This is a genomic window from Microvirga sp. P5_D2, assembly GCF_054049475.1.
Window position 1 is genome coordinate 14,054 of record NZ_JBFUMH010000007.1, and the last position, 15,112, is coordinate 29,165.

A 15,112-nucleotide genomic window follows, 5' to 3' on the forward strand; every position below is an offset into this window, starting at 1 on the left:
GCGGTCTGATTGCCTACCCATGTCGAGCCTGAACCACAAAAGGGGTGGTCTTGTCGACCATGCACTGAAGAGTCCTGCAGGGGAAAGTTTCCAGAGACTGCCGATATGAACAGAGTGGTGGCACCTCAGCGTTCGCCAGAATCATCATCATTACGGAACCATCTCCTCATCGTGTCTTGGCTGCCGGGGACCATCATGCTCGCGCCGGCCGAGCCACAAATGCCCGCACGGCGGAGCGCATGAAGCCGCCGCTTTTGTGTGTCATCAAGCATCGCATAGAGCGGAGCTGCCGCATCCGCGAGTTTTCGCATCGCGTCCGCGCCCTGACTCATGCGGTCCGCCATGCGGCGGAGCAGACCGACCGGATCGTCTCCGGTCATGCTTTGATCCTGGTGCGCGGACTGCATGTGGGTGAGGTGCAGGCTCCCAAGATTACGCATCGCGTCTTCGACGGGGGGCCATAACTTGTCCTGCTCGGCCGACAGCTTCAGCCCGGCCTTCAGGGCCGCGATATGGGCATCGACGAAGGCGCTCATGTCCTCGGCGGAGAAGCGGCTCATCATGCATCTGTCAGGACTGTTGATCATCATGTCCGACATTGCGTCGACGCTCTGCGCGACGGCCGGTGCACCAAGTACAAAAAGGCTTCCTGTGAGGATGCCTGCCAGACGTATCAGCTTTCTCATGAGACTCTCCTCCGCCTGGATCGGGAACAGAGCGTATCAATCCTGCCCCGCTCCAGATTTATGCGCCAACAGAATCCATGATCTGGCGGCAGGAACTGGCCGTCTTTGACAAACCGCAATTCATCGGCTGAGGACTCACGTAACCTGCCGATTGCAACCCGAACAATCCCGGGCGGAGCCAACCATGCCGAGGCCTTTTCTCTTTGCAACGATTATTGGAGCAAGCCTTGGTGTTGCCGCGCCCACGCACGCTCACTGCGACAGCATTGATGGACCTGTCACGTCGGAAGCAGTGCAGGCGCTCGACACCAGCAACGTCAATGCCGTTCTCCCCTATGTCCCGGCATCCGACGAGCCGGAGCTGACGACGGCCTTTGCCCAGGCCATGGCCGTGCGGGCAGGTGGGCCCGAGGCCAAGGCCTTGGCCGACCGGTACTTTATGGAGACGGCGGTCCGGCTGCATCGGGCCGGGGAGGGCGCTCCCTACACGGGCCTCAAGCCGGCCGGGACCGATTTCGGTCCGGCTATTCCTGCGGCCGAGCAGGCCCTCGCCTCTGGTAAGGTCGAAACTCTTCTGGAGTTCTTGTCACGCGAGATCGAGCACGGCGTGCGCGAGCGCTTCACTCACGCAGCTGGTGCCAAACCCAGGGAACCGGTTGATGCGGCGGACCTGCCTGTCGCCCGCGAGCGTGCCCGCGAGCAGCTCGGGTTCATCGGCTACGTGGAAGGGATCTACCTCGCCGTGAAGGGGAGCGGTCATGGCGAGGGAGCGGCGGCTGCCAAGGAGTGTGGGCACTGAGGACCGCCCAGCCCGGCCGTTGATCGTCAGCATGTGCAGCCGGCGATGCGCCTCCACATGGCTGTCGACAGACTCCGGGCGGCGGCGCCACCTAGTCCTAATTTTCATTTCGGCGCGATCGATGGAGGATTATGATTTGTCCTGCGGATCGAGCGCCTTCGCTCCGGCTCCGCCCATGGCGAAAAAGCCCGATCCGACAACATCCAGTCCGAGTTGTATTGCCCTTCCGGGGCGGAACGCCCCGGCCGCAGATCTCAGGTTGAATGAGGAGGAGCGCACAATGGCCCGTAACCCCATGACCCCTTTCCGTCCCGGTGGCGGAATGGTTCCGGGTGATCCTTTTCTCTCGCTGCATCGCGAGATGAACCGCCTCTTTGACGATGTCTTTCGCGGCACTGGTCTGCCCGCTGCGACCAGCAGCCAAGGCCAGGGCGATGTCGGCACCTTCGTCAACGCCAGCATGAACGTGTCGGAAACGGACAAGGAGATCCGCATCACGGCAGAGCTGCCCGGCGTCACCGAGCAGGACATCGACGTGAGCCTCGACGACGATGTGCTGACCATCCGGGGCGAAAAGAAGTTCGAGCGCAAGGACGATAAGGAGAACTTCCACTTCGTCGAGCGCTCCTACGGCACCTTCCAGCGCTCCTTGCGGCTGCCCTTCCCGGTGGATCCGGAGCAGGTGCAGGCCAGCTTCGAGAACGGCGTGCTCACGGTGACGCTGCCGAAGACGACCCAGCAGGAGCGCTCCCGGCGCATCCAGGTTCAAGGACGGGGCGCGACTGTCCAAGGCTCATCTGGTGGAAGAGGGGCGGAGCCAACCGGTCCATCGGACCAATCCGAAGACACGAAATCCGGCTGAYCGTCAGCCCATGTGATAGTGGGCGTGCACCTGTCCCCATTGAGGACGGCCCTGTGCCACGGAGAGGCGAGGCTCCTCGAATGGTTTTGATCCAGGTCAATGTCGGTGTCCGGCAACTACGCCACGATCCGTATCGCGTACTCCAGATGCGAACACGCCCCACATGAACCAAACGGGGAGGACTGCCATGCCCAAGATGAAAGCCGCCATCTTTGTGGAGCCCGACCGCATTGTTCTCGATGAGAAGACAATCCCCGACGTCGGACCGCTTGATGCCCTTATCCGCATCACCACCACCACCATCTGTGGCACCGACATTCACATCCTCAAAGGTGAGTACCCGGTGGCCCGAGGGCTCACCATTGGCCATGAGCCGGTCGGCATCATCGAGAAGCTCGGCTCGGCGGTGCAGGGCTACCGCGAGGGCCAGCGGGTCATCGCCGGTGCGATCACGCCGAGCGGACACAGCGCGGCCTGCCTGTGTGGCTGCCATTCTCAGGACGGGGCCGGCACCAAGCACGGCTGGAAGCCGATGGGCGGCTGGCGCTTCGGCAACACCATCGACGGCTGCCAGGCTGAATACGTGCTGGTTCCTGATGCCATGACGAACCTTGCCCCTGTGCCGGACGGGCTCACCGATGAACAGGTGCTCATGTGCCCCGACATCATGTCGACCGGCTTCTCCGGAGCGGAGAGCGGGCGCATCCGCATCGGTGATACGGTGGCGGTGTTCGCGCAGGGGCCGATTGGCCTGTGCGCCACGGCCGGCGCACGGCTGATGGGCGCGACGACCATCATTGCGGTCGAGAGCGTGCCCGAGCGCATGGAGATGGCGCGCCGGATGGGCGCAGACCATGTGGTCGACTTCACGAAGGTCGATCCGGTCGAGGAGATCCGCCGCCTGACGGATCGCCGCGGAGTCGATGTCTCCATCGAGGCGCTCGGACGCCAGCAGACCTTTGAGGCCTCCCTCCGTGTGCTTCGTCCCGGTGGCACGCTGTCGTCGCTCGGGGTCTATTCGGGCGATCTCAAGATCCCGCTCGACGGCTTCCTGGCTGGGCTTGGCGACCACACCATCCGGACGACACTCTGTCCCGGCGGCAAGGAGCGAATGCGGCGCCTGATGGAGGTGGTCGCTTCAGGACGCGTCGACACGCGCCCCTTGGTGACCCATCGCTTCAAGCTCGATCAGATTGAGGAGGCGTACGAGTTGTTCGGCCATCAGCGCGATGGCGTGCTGAAGGTGGCGATCACGCCGTAGCTCTGCCGGGGTGCACAGGACTAGGTTTGCAGGACGTACGTTCCGGGGGCGTCGCAAAGAGCGCGATAGCCACGCGACTGCGAGCCCACTGCGGGAGGACGCGTGGTCCTGCCGGAATGCGAGGCCAGCCATTTCGTCCATTCCGGCCACCACGAGCCCTCATGCCAGGGCGCGATCCTGGCCCAGGTGTCCGGATCGAGGTAATGGTCCGTGGCGGACTTCGTCAGAACCTGGAAACGCCCGCCCGGACGGTCCGGGTTTGCTACGATGCCGGCGTTGTGGCCGCCCGTCGTGAGGAGGAAGGTTACATCCGTGTCGGCCAGCAGGTGGATCTTGAAGGCCGATCGCCACGGTGCCACGTGATCGCGTTCCGTGCCAACGGCAAAGATCGTCGCGCGGATGTCGCTGACGGCGATGGGGCGGCCGTCGACCTTGAAGCGGCCCTCGGCTAGGTCGTTATCGAGGAAGAGTTGTTCCAGGTAATCCGCGTGCATGCGGTACGGCATGCGGGTGGCGTCGGCGTTCCAGGCCATGAGATCGTTCATGGGCGTCCTCTCGCCCATCAGGTAATGCCGCACGAGCCTCGACCAGATCAGGTCGTTCGAGCGCAGAAGCTGAAAAGCTCCGGCCATCTGCCGGGTGTCGAGATAGCCCTGGCTGCGCATCAGGTCTTCCAGGAAGTGAACCTGGCTCTCGTTGATGAACAGGGTGAGTTCTCCCGCCTCCCGGAAGTCGGCCTGCGCCGCCAGCAGCGACAAAGTCTGCAAGCGCTCGTCTCTGTTACGCGCCATGGCAGCCGCGGCAATCGCCAGGAGCGTGCCGCCGAGGCAGTAGCCGACCGCGTGAACCTTGCGGTCCGGCACGATGGCGCTGACCGCATCGAGCGCGGCCATCACCCCGAGCTTTCGGTAGTCGTCCATCCCGAGATCTCGGTCCTCCGCGGTCGGGTTCTTCCAGGAGATGATGAACACGGTGAAGCCCTGGACCGTCAGGTACCGGACCAGAGAGTTTGCCGGGGACAGGTCGAGGATGTAGTACTTCATGATCCAGGCGGGCACGATCAGGATCGGTTCAGGTCGGACATGATCCGTCGTTGGCGCATACTGGATCAGCTCGATGAGACGGTTGCGGTAGATCACCTTGCCGGGGGTGACGGCCACGTCGCGACCGACCTGGAAAGCCTCGGTGCCGACCGCGGGTTTTGAGCGAACGATCCGCTGCCAATCATCCAGGAAATTGCCGACTCCCTGCACGAGGTTCTGGCCGCCCGTTTCCAGGATGCGCCGCTGCACCATCGGGTTTGTGGCCACGAAGTTCGAAGGCGCTGCCATGTCGAGGATCTGGCGCGAGACGAACTCGACCACTGCCTCATGCTGCCGGGTGACGCCATCGATATCGGTCGTCGCGTTGTGCCACCATTGCTGCTGAAGCAGAAAAGCCTGATGAATGATGTTGAAGGGCCAGCGCTGCCACTCGTCCCCGACAAAACGACGATCCTGGGGCAGCGGCTCGATGCATGGCTCGCAGATCCCACCGTTCATGGCGCAACGAGTGGCAAACTGGGCCAGACGGGTCCACTTGTGGGCTACCTTTGCGGCGAGTTCGACCTGCTTGCCCGGCGAGATGGCAAGATGGACAGCCCAATCCATGTAGGCGGCGGTGAGTGCCGCAGGCGACAAGCCGCCCGTGAGGTGCGCCAGACTGGCATGAGCGGCATGATCGAGGGCATCCCGGACCTGGTGAAGCTCGGCATCATCCGACAGGTCGGCCGAGGGCGCTGCGGGGGAGGGAGCCGGATCGGGCATCCTCGCAGGCAGCGGGACGACAGATGCGCTGGGCGCGCGACCGCCTGCGAGAGCACCGGATGAACGGRACGGCATCGCAACCTCCAGGGTTTGCCACATGTGCCGAGACCAGTAGATTGTTTGATACTAGCCCCAGACATTCTCAGGCGAATTGCTCCAGATCAAAGTATCCACCCTGGTTTCGACCACATGATGATCGATAGTAGCTCCGGCACAAGAGGTGTGTGCGGGTACGCAGGGGGAGAGGGCGATGATCAGGGACATCATGGTGCATCTCGACGGAAGCGCCGAGGATGAGATCCGTCTGGAGCACGGGCAGGCCATCGCATCCGCCGGGCAGGCCCACCTGATCGGGATCTTCACCAACCTGCTGCCCGACCTCACCGTCGCCATGCCGATAGACGTAAGTGCGGCCGCGATGCAGGTGCTGACCGAGCTGGAGGACAAGGCCCGCCAGGACGGCGACGCCACCGCCCAGCGGCTGACCGAGCGGCTGGCCAGCCTGCATGTGCCGAGCGAGCTGCGGCGGCTCGACGAGATCTTCGGCGCCTTGTCGGGAAAGGTGGTGGAGCAGGCCCGCTGCGCCGATCTCTTCATCGCCACGCTGCCCTATGGTGGGACCGAGACACCGGTTTGGCCGGACCTTGTCGAGGCGGTGCTCTTCGGCAGCGGGCGTGCGCTTCTGCTCGTGCCGCCCGGTCGCCATCGGCAGGGGCCGATCCAGACCGTGCTGGTCGCGTGGAATGGCAGCCGCGAGGCCGCCCGCGCCCTGCGTGAGGGCATGGACTTCATCGAGCAGGCGAAGCGCATAGTTGTCCTCGTCGTGGATCCCCCGCCGGACACGATGCCCTGGGTGGAGGTGGAGGGCCATCTCGCCCGGCATGGCGTGGTCGCGGAGGTCGCCACGGCCGAGAGCCAGGACCGCAGCGTCGCCGATGTCATCCTCGACGAGGCGCGGAGCGTCTCGGCGGATCTCATCATTATGGGCGGCTACGGCCATGCCCGCCTCAGGGAGCATGTGTTCGGTGGTGCGACGCGGGATATTTTGTCCGCAGCGGACAGCCCGCTGCTGGTGGCCCATTGAGGCGGGCCGTGCCAATTGCCTGGAGAGCAGGGCATGCCTGTGCAGGCGCGGGGCGCGTCGAACCACAATGAGACTGGCGCTCCGGCCGTCATGCCTGCGAGCCTGACCGGTCTCAACGAGGCCGAGGCGCAGGGCCGCCTCGCGCGGCATGGGCCCAACGCAGTCGCGGGGAAGCGCTCCCGCAGCCTGGTCGACATTGTCCGTGGAATCCTGCGCGAGCCGATGTTCCTGCTCCTGCTGGCCGCGGCGGGGCTTTACCTGGTGCTCGGCGACATCGGCGAGGGCCTGTTCATGATGGCCGGCGCCACCGTGACAATCGGGCTGGTCGTGCTGCAGGAAGCCAGGAGCGAGCGGGCGCTCGCCGCCCTGCGCGAACTCACGGAGCCTTTCGCCCGAGTGATCCGCGGCGGAAGCGAGCGACGCATCCCGGCGCGCGAACTCGTGCCGGGCGATCTCATCCTTGTCGGCGAAGGGGAGCGCCTGCCCGCCGATGGTATTCTGATCGCCGGCGATGCGCTGACGGTGGACGAGTCCGCCCTCACGGGCGAGTCCGTGCCGGTCTCCAAACGGCCATCGGCTGATCAGGTCACGGATGTCGGTGATCCCGAGCCGGGGGGAGATGACACCCCGTATCTCTTTGCGGGGACCTTGAACGTGCGCGGCCAAGGCATGGTTCACGTCGTTCGCACCGGCACCTCGACCCGGCTCGGGCGCATCGGCGCCTCGCTGGCCGCCATCGAGGACGAGCCGACACTGCTGCAGAAGACGACGGGCGCCTTGATCGCCAAACTCGGCATCCTCGCGCTTGGGTTCTGCGCTCTTGTCGCCGTGACATATGGCGTGTTGCGGGACGACTGGGTCGGAGGCGCCCTGTCTGGGATCACGCTGGCCATTGCGCTGCTGCCGGAAGAATTCCCGATGGTGCTGGCGATCTTCATGGCGCTCGGGGCCTTCCGCCTCGCCCGCCAGAAGGTGCTGGTGCGCCGCGCCGCGGTGATCGAGACGCTCGGGGCAGCCACCTTTCTGTGCGTCGACAAGACCGGCACGCTGACCGAAAACCGGATGGCTCTCACCACGGTTTGGCGGGACGGCAGACTTCAGGAGCTCAAGGACGGTAGTAGGCTGCCCGAGTCTGTTGTGCATTCGCTTCAGGTTGCTGCCCTTGCCTCGGCCGTGCGCCCCGTCGACCCGATGGACAGGGCCGTCCATGAATTGGGTGTGCAACCTCCGTCAGAGCCAGATGGAGTCGGGGCTCCACTCCGAACCTATCCGCTCCGTCCCGAGCTTCTGGCGTTCATCCAGGTTTGGGCGGAACCGCGCGGCGGCGTCCTGCTCGCGGCGAAAGGGGCGCCGGAGGCGATTTTCCGGCTCTGCCACATGAGCGACGACGAACGGGACACCATGGACAAGGTGGTTTCGGGCTTGGCGAGCTGCGGCCTTCGGGTGCTCGGAGTGGCGTCCCGGCGCGACGATCACGACCACCCGACCGCACCCGAGGACCTGGCGTTCACCTTCGAGGGCCTGATCGGCTTCGCGGATCCGGTCCGATCCGATGTCCCGCAGGCCGTCGCCGAGGCGAAGCGGGCCGGGATCACCGTTGCGATGATCACGGGCGACTATCCGGCCACGGCCCGGGAGATCGCCCGCCAGGCCGGGATCGACACGAGCGCTGGCGTGCTCACGGGCAACGAGGTGGCCGACCTCGATCCGGAGACCCTGCGCGAGCGGGTGCGGGGGATCCGGATCTTCGCCCGCATCATGCCAGAGCAGAAGCTCACGCTGGTCGAGGCGCTGAAGGCCAATGGCGAGGTCGTCGCCATGACCGGGGATGGCGTCAACGACGCGCCGGCGCTCGAAGCCGCCCACATCGGCATCGCCATGGGCCAGCGTGGCACCGACGTGGCCCGGGAGGCCGCGGATCTCGTGCTCCTCGACGACCGCTTCGTCTCAATCATCGGCGGCGTGCGGCTCGGGCGGCGCATCTTTGCGAACCTGCGCAAGGCGCTGACCTACGTGACGGCGATCCATGTGCCCATCGCCGGGCTGGCCCTGCTGCCCCTCGTTATGGGCATGCCGCCGATCCTGTATCCGATGCACGTGATCCTGCTGGAACTGGTGATCGATCCGGTCTGCTCGCTCGTGTTCGAGGGGGAACCCAGTGAGCGGCATGCAATGGAGAAGCCGCCGCGGCCCGCCACCGAGCGACTCTTCGGCGCCTCGCAGGTCGTGCTCGGATTCATTCAGGGAACCGTCGTTCTTGGGGCCGTCCTCGGCCTTTATGTGTGGGCGCTGCATGCCGGCGTCCCCGAGATGCAGGCACGGGCTGTGGCCTTTGTCGCCCTGGTGCTCGGCAACCTTGTTCTCGCCTTCGCCGACGCGGCCGAGCCGGGAACCTCCTTCTTCGACAGCAGGAGACTCGCGTTCTGGGGGATCGGAGCCGGGGCTACCGTCCTCGTTGTCACGATCCTTTATGTTCCACCCCTATCCGCCATCCTTCGTATCGCAGCGCCGAGCCAGACATGGTTGGCGATTACCCTGACAGTCGCGGTTCTCGCCGGCGGTTGGTTCGGATTGGCCAAGCGACTCCGGGCAGTGTGGGCACCACGCAACGAGCAGCGGACAACGGCATGACGCGCATCGCCCTCATCCAGGGCCATCCCACATCCGGCGGCGGGCATTTCTGCCACGCGTTGGCAGAGGCCTACGCGGAAGGGGCCTTCGCAGGCGGCCATCAGGTCCGTCTCATTATGGTTGCCGACCGCGACTTCCCGCTGTTGCGCTCGAAAGCCGATTGGGACGGCGCCCCGCCTCCATCCGCCATTGCGGAAGCTCAACGGACGATTGAATGGGCCGAGCATCTGCTGATCATTTATCCGCTGTGGCTGGGAGGGATGCCGGCCCTCCTCAAGGGTTTTCTGGAGCAGGCTCTGCGCCCAGCCTTCATGACGGGCGGCCGGGAAGGCGCGAGTTGGAAGAGCGCGCTCAAGGGTAGATCCTCCCGGATCGTAATCACCATGGGCATGCCCGCCTTCGTCTACCGATGGTACTTTGGGGCGCACAGCCTCAAGAGCCTCAAGCGCAGCATCCTGTCCCTCGTCGGCATGGGCCCAAACCGGCATACGCTCATCGGCTTGATCGAGGGCATGAACGACGCCAAACGGGCGGCATGGCTCGATGCCATGCGCCGCCTCGGCAAGAGGGCTCGATGACCATTGCGTGGGCTTCTTGGTTTTACCAGTCTGCCGACTGCCGCGGATCGACAAGGTTGATGCAGACGCTGCAAGGGACGACAATCGCACTCACAGGAGACGATCATGAGCCAGGCTATTGACGATCTCAGGCGCGAACATGACGCGATCCTCTCGGCCTTGGATATCCTCGACCGTATCGAAGTCGAAGCAAGGCAGGGCGCCGCCGCAACCGGTGACATTGCGGCGTTCATCAGCTTCCTGAAAGAGTTCGTGGATAAGTGCCACCACGGCAAGGAGGAGAGAATGCTGTTCCCTGCTTTGACTAGGGCGGGAGCATCAGAACGGGAGCCGTCTGTTCCCACGCTACTGTCCGAGCATGAGCAGGGGCGGGCCCTCATCAAGGCGATGGAGGAGGCGAGCCACCCAGTGCTCCAGCCTGAACAATTCTCTGCAGCCGCAAAGGCCTATTCACGTCACCTCAGGGCCCACATCGAGAGGGAGAACAAGATCCTGTTCCCCACGGCGGAGCAGGTCCTTGACGAAGTTAAATTGAATACGCTTCATCGCGCATTCGTAAAGCACGAGGACGAGGTGATCGGGCATGGACGGCATGAGGAGCTTCATCACATGCTTCACGCGCTGAAGGCGAAGTACCTTCACTGAGGATCGTTCCATCGACCGTGACCCGGGCCGGGTTGGGAACACCGTAACGGTCGCCTCCAGGCGCGATCACGTCATCGACGGAAGAGCCTGCGCCAGCCACGGCAGCCATCAGCGCTCCCGGACCGACGCTCCGTCCGAGAGCGCGGTCGGCGGATAGAGCACTACCCGCTCGCCCGGGCGCAGCCCGTCCGAAATAGCGGCCATTTGGCCCGAGCGATGGGCCACCATAACCATCCGCGCCTGCGCGACACCGTCGGCGACGACGAACGCCGCCCAGCCGTCGCCCCGCCGAAAGAGCGCACCGGCCAGGACGAGCGTGGCCTTGGGGATCTCGTTCACGATGATCCGGGCATCGACTCGGTAGCCGTCGCCCAGCGCCATCCACGCCTCCCGCGGCGAGGTAATATCGATCACCACCCAGACCCGCTGCTCCTCCACGCCCAATGCCGACACCTTGGTGAACGCCGATGGTTCGACCAAGCGCACCCGGCCCTGGAGGTCCCGAGGGCCACCCCAACGCGTGATCTCGACCGGCGCACCCGGCCGGATGGCGACAGCATCTGTCGTGAGCACGTCGACGATCACCTCAAGGTCGTCCGGGTCCCCGATCTCGACAAGCGGTGCCCCTGCCGGAACGGCAGCTTCGCTCTCCTGCGTCACCCGCAGGATGCGTCCGCTTACCGGCGTGGTGATCTCCCAGCCCTCGCTAGGCTCGGGCTGGTCGTAGCGGCGCAGCATGGCGCGGGCCTGATCGAGCTCGTGTTCGGCCGCATGCTTGCGCAACGTGGCGGCCTGCAGGTCGCGTTCGGCAAAGCGAAGGCTAAGCTCCTCCCGCTCCAGCTGCTGAACCGCGGCCACCCCTCTCTGCTGCAGGGTGCGCACGCGCTGGACGTCGGCCTGCGCCTGCAAGAGCTGCGCTTGGGCCCGTTCCCTGCGGGCGTCCGCCTCCTGGATGGTGGCTTCGGCGGCGCCCACCCGCTCTTCGAGTTCGCGCCGGGTGCGGGGATCCAGAAGCTGCGGCAGGGAAGGCATGAGGGTCGCCACACGCCCGTTCGCCTTCACCGGATCGCCGGCTTTGATCTCCACGCGCAGCAGCCGTCCTGCCAGCGGCGCCGAGACCACATAGCGGTCACGCACCCGGGTCCGCCCGTCCTCCTCCATTGTGGCGCGAAACGGTCCTTCCGTCACTGAGCTGATCTCGACGGGGATGGGCTTCGGCCGGAACGCCCAGTAGATCGCCCCGCCCAGCACCGCCAGCAGGGCCACCGACACCGTGATACGCGTCAGCCACCGCATTTCAGTCTCGCGTCTTGAGAACGGCGACGAGGTCGAGCCGGTCGATCCGGCGCCGCACCAGGAGGGTGCTGACCACTCCGGCAGCCACGACTGTCAGGGCGGCGGTCGCGAACGTTGCCTCGCTGATCACCGCCGGGATCCGGAACGTCTCGGTGTCGCGCAATCCGAGAAGAAGCCCGACGATGCCCTGCGCCATGGCCAGCCCGAGCGGGATCGCGACCAGCATCTCGATCCCGAGTTCAGCCAGCAGGATGCGCGACACCTCGGCCCGACTGAACCCGAGGATCCGCAGGCTGGCGAGCTCCCAAGCGCGCTCCTGCAGCGCGATCCGGGCGCTGTTGTAGACGACACCGACTGCGATGATAAGGCCGAAGGCCGTGAGCACGACGGCAGAGATCAACACCATGCCGGCGATCTTCTCGTCGAACACGCGCAGCCAGACGGACTTCACAGACGTGGAGACAATGCGCGGGAACTCCGAGAGGCGTCGCCAAACCTCCGTGGCGAGGGCCGGATCGACCCGCAGCGCCGCATGGGAGACAAGGTCGCCTTCGCGCATGAAACGGTTGAGGCTGCCGATCTCCATATAGGCGCTGTAGCCGAGCATCTCGTCAACAAGGGCCACCACCGGGAGCTGTCGGATCGGCCTCTCGCCTTCGAGGACCTCGACCGTCAGGTCCGAGCCGATCCCGACCCCTAGTCTCCCGGCCAGCCCGGTGCTGATCATCACCCCGTCACGCGGCACGGGCAGGGCAGCCAAGTCGCTGTCGCGCGGCACCCGCAGCTCCGATCCCTCAGTCAGGCCTGTTAGGCCGATCCGGTAGGTGCGGTGCCCGGCCCGCAGGCGGACCGGAACGATCCGCTGCCCCTCAATAGTGAGGACACCGGGGATGTGCCCGATCTCGCGAACCGCCCGGCTGGAGACTGGGTCGGAGAAGGTCACGAAGGCGTCGCCGCGCTCGATGCCATCGAACTGCACGGCGACCATGTGGTCGAGGGCGTCCCACCAGAAGAGGCCGAGGACGATCATCGGGATTGCAAAGGCCAGTCCGACGATGGTCAGGAGCGACCGGAGTGGCCGCCCGATGATGCCCCGCAGGACCATCTTGGCGCCGGGCCGTATCCGTCCGCCCGCCAGGGCCCGGCTGAAGGCGGCGGGCGCCGGAGGGCGCATCGCCTCGGCCGGCGTGAGGCGCAGCACCCGCCGCACGGACGCGAGGACGCCAGCCACCGCCGCCCCAAAGCTCACCGCCAGGGCCGCAACGGGCAGCCAGGGCGGGAAGGTGTAGGCCAGCTCCGGAAAGCGGAAGAAGGGGCGGTAGTTGTTCAGCATGCCGTGGCCGTACCAGATCCCCACGAGAACCCCCGCGACGGATCCCAGCGCGCAGACCGCAGCGACGAACTTCACGTAGTGCAGGCCGATGGGAAGCGTCGGGAAGCCCAGCGCCTTGAGCGCAGCGATCTGCTCGCGTTGGGCTTCCACGAGCCGGCCAAGCACCACGTTGAGCAGGAAGGCCGCGATCCCGAAGAATACCACCGGGACGGTGATGGCGAGCGTCCGCTGCTCGGCGAGCTCGTCCGACAGGAAGCGGTGGGACGGCTGATCGCGGCGTTCATAGGCTCCGGGCGCACCGTAGGGATCCAACCGGTCATCCAGCGCCGCCATGACGACGGCGGCGGACGCGCCGGGCGCGAGGGATACGGCAAGGTTGTTGAAGGCGCCCTCCATGTCGAAGGCCGCCGCGACGGCGTCCTCGCCGGCCCAGAGCACCACGAAGGTCAGGTCGTCCGGCAGCGGGTTGCCGGGACGTGAGGCATAGACGAACTCGGGCGAATGGGCGATCCCCGCCACATGAAACGTCTGCATGCGTCCGTTCAGGATGACCTCGATGGGATCGCCGGGCACGACGGCCCATGTCTCGGCGAAGCCGACATTGACGAGGACATCGTCACGCCGGAGCGGATCGATCCAGCGTCCTTTGACCAGATGAAGCTGGTTGAGCTGAGGCTGCCCGTTGACCGGAATTGAGATGACGCGGCCCGCGACCGAGAGATCGGATTGCGGCCAGGCGACACGCACGTCCTTGACGACCCGCGCCTCGACGAGTGCCGCCCCCGGGATCTTGGACAGGCTGGAGAGCAGGCTCTTCGGCGCCCGCTTCATGTCCGACCACAGGTCCGCGAACCGGCTGTCCCGGTAATAGGTCTCCTGCGTGCTTAGCAGCGACGCATAGGTGCTGACCGAGCCCACCAGGACGGTCACGCCGGTGGCGACGAGGAGCGCGATGGTGAGCACCTGGCCTCGCAGGTTCCAGAGATCGCGCAGCACCTTGCGGTCGAGCACGCTCACCAGGTCAGCTCCTCGGGCGAGACGCGGTGCGGGTTCACGTCAATGCCGACGATGCGGCCCCCGCTGAGGCGTAGGACGCGGTGGGCCATGCCGGCGATGGGGGTGTTGTGGGTGATGACAATGGTGGTGGCGCCCACCTCCTCATTGGCCCGGGCGATGGCGGCGAGCACCAGCTTGCCGGTCTCGACGTCGAGAGCGCCGGTCGGTTCGTCGCAGAGCAGGGCGTCCGGCCGCTTGACGATGGCGCGGGCGACCGCCACTCGCTGCTGCTCACCGCCAGAGAGCTGGGACGGGAAGTGGTCGAGCCGGTGGGACAGGCCAACGAGGGCAAGCGCCTCCTCCGGCTTCATCGGGTTGTCGGCGATCTCGGCGACGAGCTGCACGTTCTCACGCACGGTGAGGCTCGGGATCAGGTTGTAGAACTGGAACACGAAGCCGACATGTTCGCGGCGGTATTCGGTCAGCTGCGCCTCGGAGGCCCCGGTCAGCTCGTGGTCGCGCCAGGTGGCCTTGCCGGAGGTGGGGGCATCGAGTCCGCCAAGGATGTTGAGGAGGGTCGACTTGCCCGAGCCGGAGGGGCCGAGCAGGACGACAAACTCGCCCTGGTAGATGTCGAGGTCCACGTCGCGCAGGGCAAAGACGAGAGCCTCACCGGAGCCATAGGTCTTGCACAAGCCGCGGGCGACGAAGACGGGGGCCGGCGCGCCGTGCGGCACGGCTTCGCTGATCGACGAGCCCTCGCTGATGGGAGCGGGTATCGCGGCCACCTTGGGGAACTCCTCTCCACTCGTCCTTGCAAAAGCCCTGAGCCGCGCCCGCCGCCTTGATCGGCCGCAATCCGTGTTGAGGGCTGATCCGTCCATGCATGCCTTTGATCAAGGTCATGGACCTCATACGTCCGGCTGCCATGATGCCACCATGTTCGTTCTGCCGCGACCCATTCCTTCGGCCATCTTGGGCCGTCCGGGATGGACCTGGGTTGATGGGCGCTCTGGATGATCTCACTATTGTGCTGCCACATCCATGGACCTTGCTTGATGCTCGGCTCTGAGAAACTCCATCCTTCGGCGTCCGCCGGGCTTCCGCCTCCGGATGCTCCTGCTGTGCCATTGCTG

The 15,112-nt window shown here is 65.6% G+C and carries 12 protein-coding genes; 7 read left to right on the top strand and 5 right to left on the bottom strand.

Annotated elements, in window-relative coordinates; translation table 11 throughout:
- Window positions 1-125: 125 nt before the first annotated feature.
- Window positions 126-686: a Spy/CpxP family protein refolding chaperone gene (locus ACXJKO_RS04335; protein WP_457089854.1), complete on the bottom strand. Its 561-nt coding sequence runs from the start codon at window positions 684-686 to the stop codon at window positions 126-128.
- A gap of 184 nt (window positions 687-870) precedes the next feature.
- On the opposite strand from ACXJKO_RS04335, the gene ACXJKO_RS04340 reads away from it, so the two are divergent.
- The 3 genes from ACXJKO_RS04340 (at window position 871) to ACXJKO_RS04350 (ending at window position 3,608) form a co-directional block, all read left to right on the top strand.
- Window positions 871-1,485 carry a DUF6448 family protein gene (locus ACXJKO_RS04340; RefSeq protein WP_457089855.1) on the top strand — a complete coding sequence of 205 codons (615 nt, stop codon included), beginning with the start codon at window positions 871-873 and terminating at the stop codon, window positions 1,483-1,485.
- A gap of 280 nt (window positions 1,486-1,765) precedes the next feature.
- Window positions 1,766-2,347 carry an Hsp20/alpha crystallin family protein gene (locus tag ACXJKO_RS04345; protein WP_457089856.1) on the top strand — a complete coding sequence of 194 codons (582 nt, stop codon included), beginning with the start codon at window positions 1,766-1,768 and terminating at the stop codon, window positions 2,345-2,347.
- 187 nt (window positions 2,348-2,534) lie between these two features.
- Window positions 2,535-3,608 carry an NAD(P)-dependent alcohol dehydrogenase gene (locus ACXJKO_RS04350; RefSeq protein ID WP_457089857.1) on the top strand — a complete coding sequence of 358 codons (1,074 nt, stop codon included), beginning with the start codon at window positions 2,535-2,537 and terminating at the stop codon, window positions 3,606-3,608.
- Window positions 3,609-3,628: 20 nt separating this feature from the next.
- Here ACXJKO_RS04350 and ACXJKO_RS04355 read toward each other — a convergent pair whose 3' ends face one another.
- On the bottom strand, window positions 3,629-5,488 hold the full coding sequence (locus ACXJKO_RS04355; RefSeq protein WP_457089858.1) for a PHA/PHB synthase family protein: 1,860 nt from the start codon (window positions 5,486-5,488) through the stop codon (window positions 3,629-3,631).
- 175 nt (window positions 5,489-5,663) lie between these two features.
- On the opposite strand from ACXJKO_RS04355, the gene ACXJKO_RS04360 reads away from it, so the two are divergent.
- The 4 genes from ACXJKO_RS04360 (at window position 5,664) to ACXJKO_RS04375 (ending at window position 10,351) form a co-directional block, all read left to right on the top strand.
- A complete protein-coding gene (locus ACXJKO_RS04360) occupies window positions 5,664-6,497 on the top strand; it encodes a universal stress protein (RefSeq protein WP_457089859.1) in 834 nt (277 codons plus the stop codon).
- Between the two features lie 33 nt (window positions 6,498-6,530).
- On the top strand, window positions 6,531-9,128 hold the full coding sequence (locus ACXJKO_RS04365; protein ID WP_457089860.1) for a cation-translocating P-type ATPase: 2,598 nt from the start codon (window positions 6,531-6,533) through the stop codon (window positions 9,126-9,128).
- Window positions 9,125-9,706, top strand: a complete 582-nt coding sequence (locus ACXJKO_RS04370; RefSeq protein WP_457089861.1) for an NAD(P)H-dependent oxidoreductase — start codon at window positions 9,125-9,127, stop codon at window positions 9,704-9,706. Before ACXJKO_RS04365 ends, ACXJKO_RS04370 begins: the two co-directional genes overlap by 4 nt.
- A 105-nt stretch (window positions 9,707-9,811) precedes the next feature.
- Window positions 9,812-10,351: a hemerythrin domain-containing protein gene (locus ACXJKO_RS04375; protein ID WP_457089862.1), complete on the top strand. Its 540-nt coding sequence runs from the start codon at window positions 9,812-9,814 to the stop codon at window positions 10,349-10,351.
- Between the two features lie 108 nt (window positions 10,352-10,459).
- Here ACXJKO_RS04375 and ACXJKO_RS04380 read toward each other — a convergent pair whose 3' ends face one another.
- Genes ACXJKO_RS04380 through ACXJKO_RS04390 form a run of 3 tightly spaced genes read right to left on the bottom strand, consistent with a single transcriptional unit; the run spans window position 10,460 to window position 14,713 of the window.
- Window positions 10,460-11,647, bottom strand: coding sequence for an efflux RND transporter periplasmic adaptor subunit (locus ACXJKO_RS04380; RefSeq protein ID WP_457089863.1), 1,188 nt, complete (start codon window positions 11,645-11,647; stop codon window positions 10,460-10,462).
- Between the two features lies 1 nt (window position 11,648).
- Window positions 11,649-13,997 (bottom strand): ABC transporter permease, encoded by a 2,349-nt coding sequence (locus ACXJKO_RS04385; protein ID WP_457089864.1) that lies wholly within the window; start codon window positions 13,995-13,997, stop codon window positions 11,649-11,651.
- Window positions 13,994-14,713 carry an ABC transporter ATP-binding protein gene (locus tag ACXJKO_RS04390; protein ID WP_457089915.1) on the bottom strand — a complete coding sequence of 240 codons (720 nt, stop codon included), beginning with the start codon at window positions 14,711-14,713 and terminating at the stop codon, window positions 13,994-13,996. Before ACXJKO_RS04390 ends, ACXJKO_RS04385 begins: the two co-directional genes overlap by 4 nt.
- Window positions 14,714-15,112 lie beyond the last annotated feature (399 nt).

Coding starts and splice junctions, on each gene's coding strand:
- ACXJKO_RS04370 (WP_457089861.1), top strand. CDS start 9,125: ATGACGCGCATCGCCCTCATCCAGGGCCATCCCACATCCGGCGGCGGG.
- ACXJKO_RS04375 (WP_457089862.1), top strand. CDS start 9,812: ATGAGCCAGGCTATTGACGATCTCAGGCGCGAACATGACGCGATCCTC.
- ACXJKO_RS04365 (WP_457089860.1), top strand. CDS start 6,531: ATGCCTGTGCAGGCGCGGGGCGCGTCGAACCACAATGAGACTGGCGCT.
- ACXJKO_RS04350 (WP_457089857.1), top strand. CDS start 2,535: ATGCCCAAGATGAAAGCCGCCATCTTTGTGGAGCCCGACCGCATTGTT.
- ACXJKO_RS04340 (WP_457089855.1), top strand. CDS start 871: ATGCCGAGGCCTTTTCTCTTTGCAACGATTATTGGAGCAAGCCTTGGT.
- ACXJKO_RS04380 (WP_457089863.1), bottom strand. CDS start 11,647: ATGCGGTGGCTGACGCGTATCACGGTGTCGGTGGCCCTGCTGGCGGTG.
- ACXJKO_RS04360 (WP_457089859.1), top strand. CDS start 5,664: ATGATCAGGGACATCATGGTGCATCTCGACGGAAGCGCCGAGGATGAG.
- ACXJKO_RS04335 (WP_457089854.1), bottom strand. CDS start 686: ATGAGAAAGCTGATACGTCTGGCAGGCATCCTCACAGGAAGCCTTTTT.
- ACXJKO_RS04345 (WP_457089856.1), top strand. CDS start 1,766: ATGGCCCGTAACCCCATGACCCCTTTCCGTCCCGGTGGCGGAATGGTT.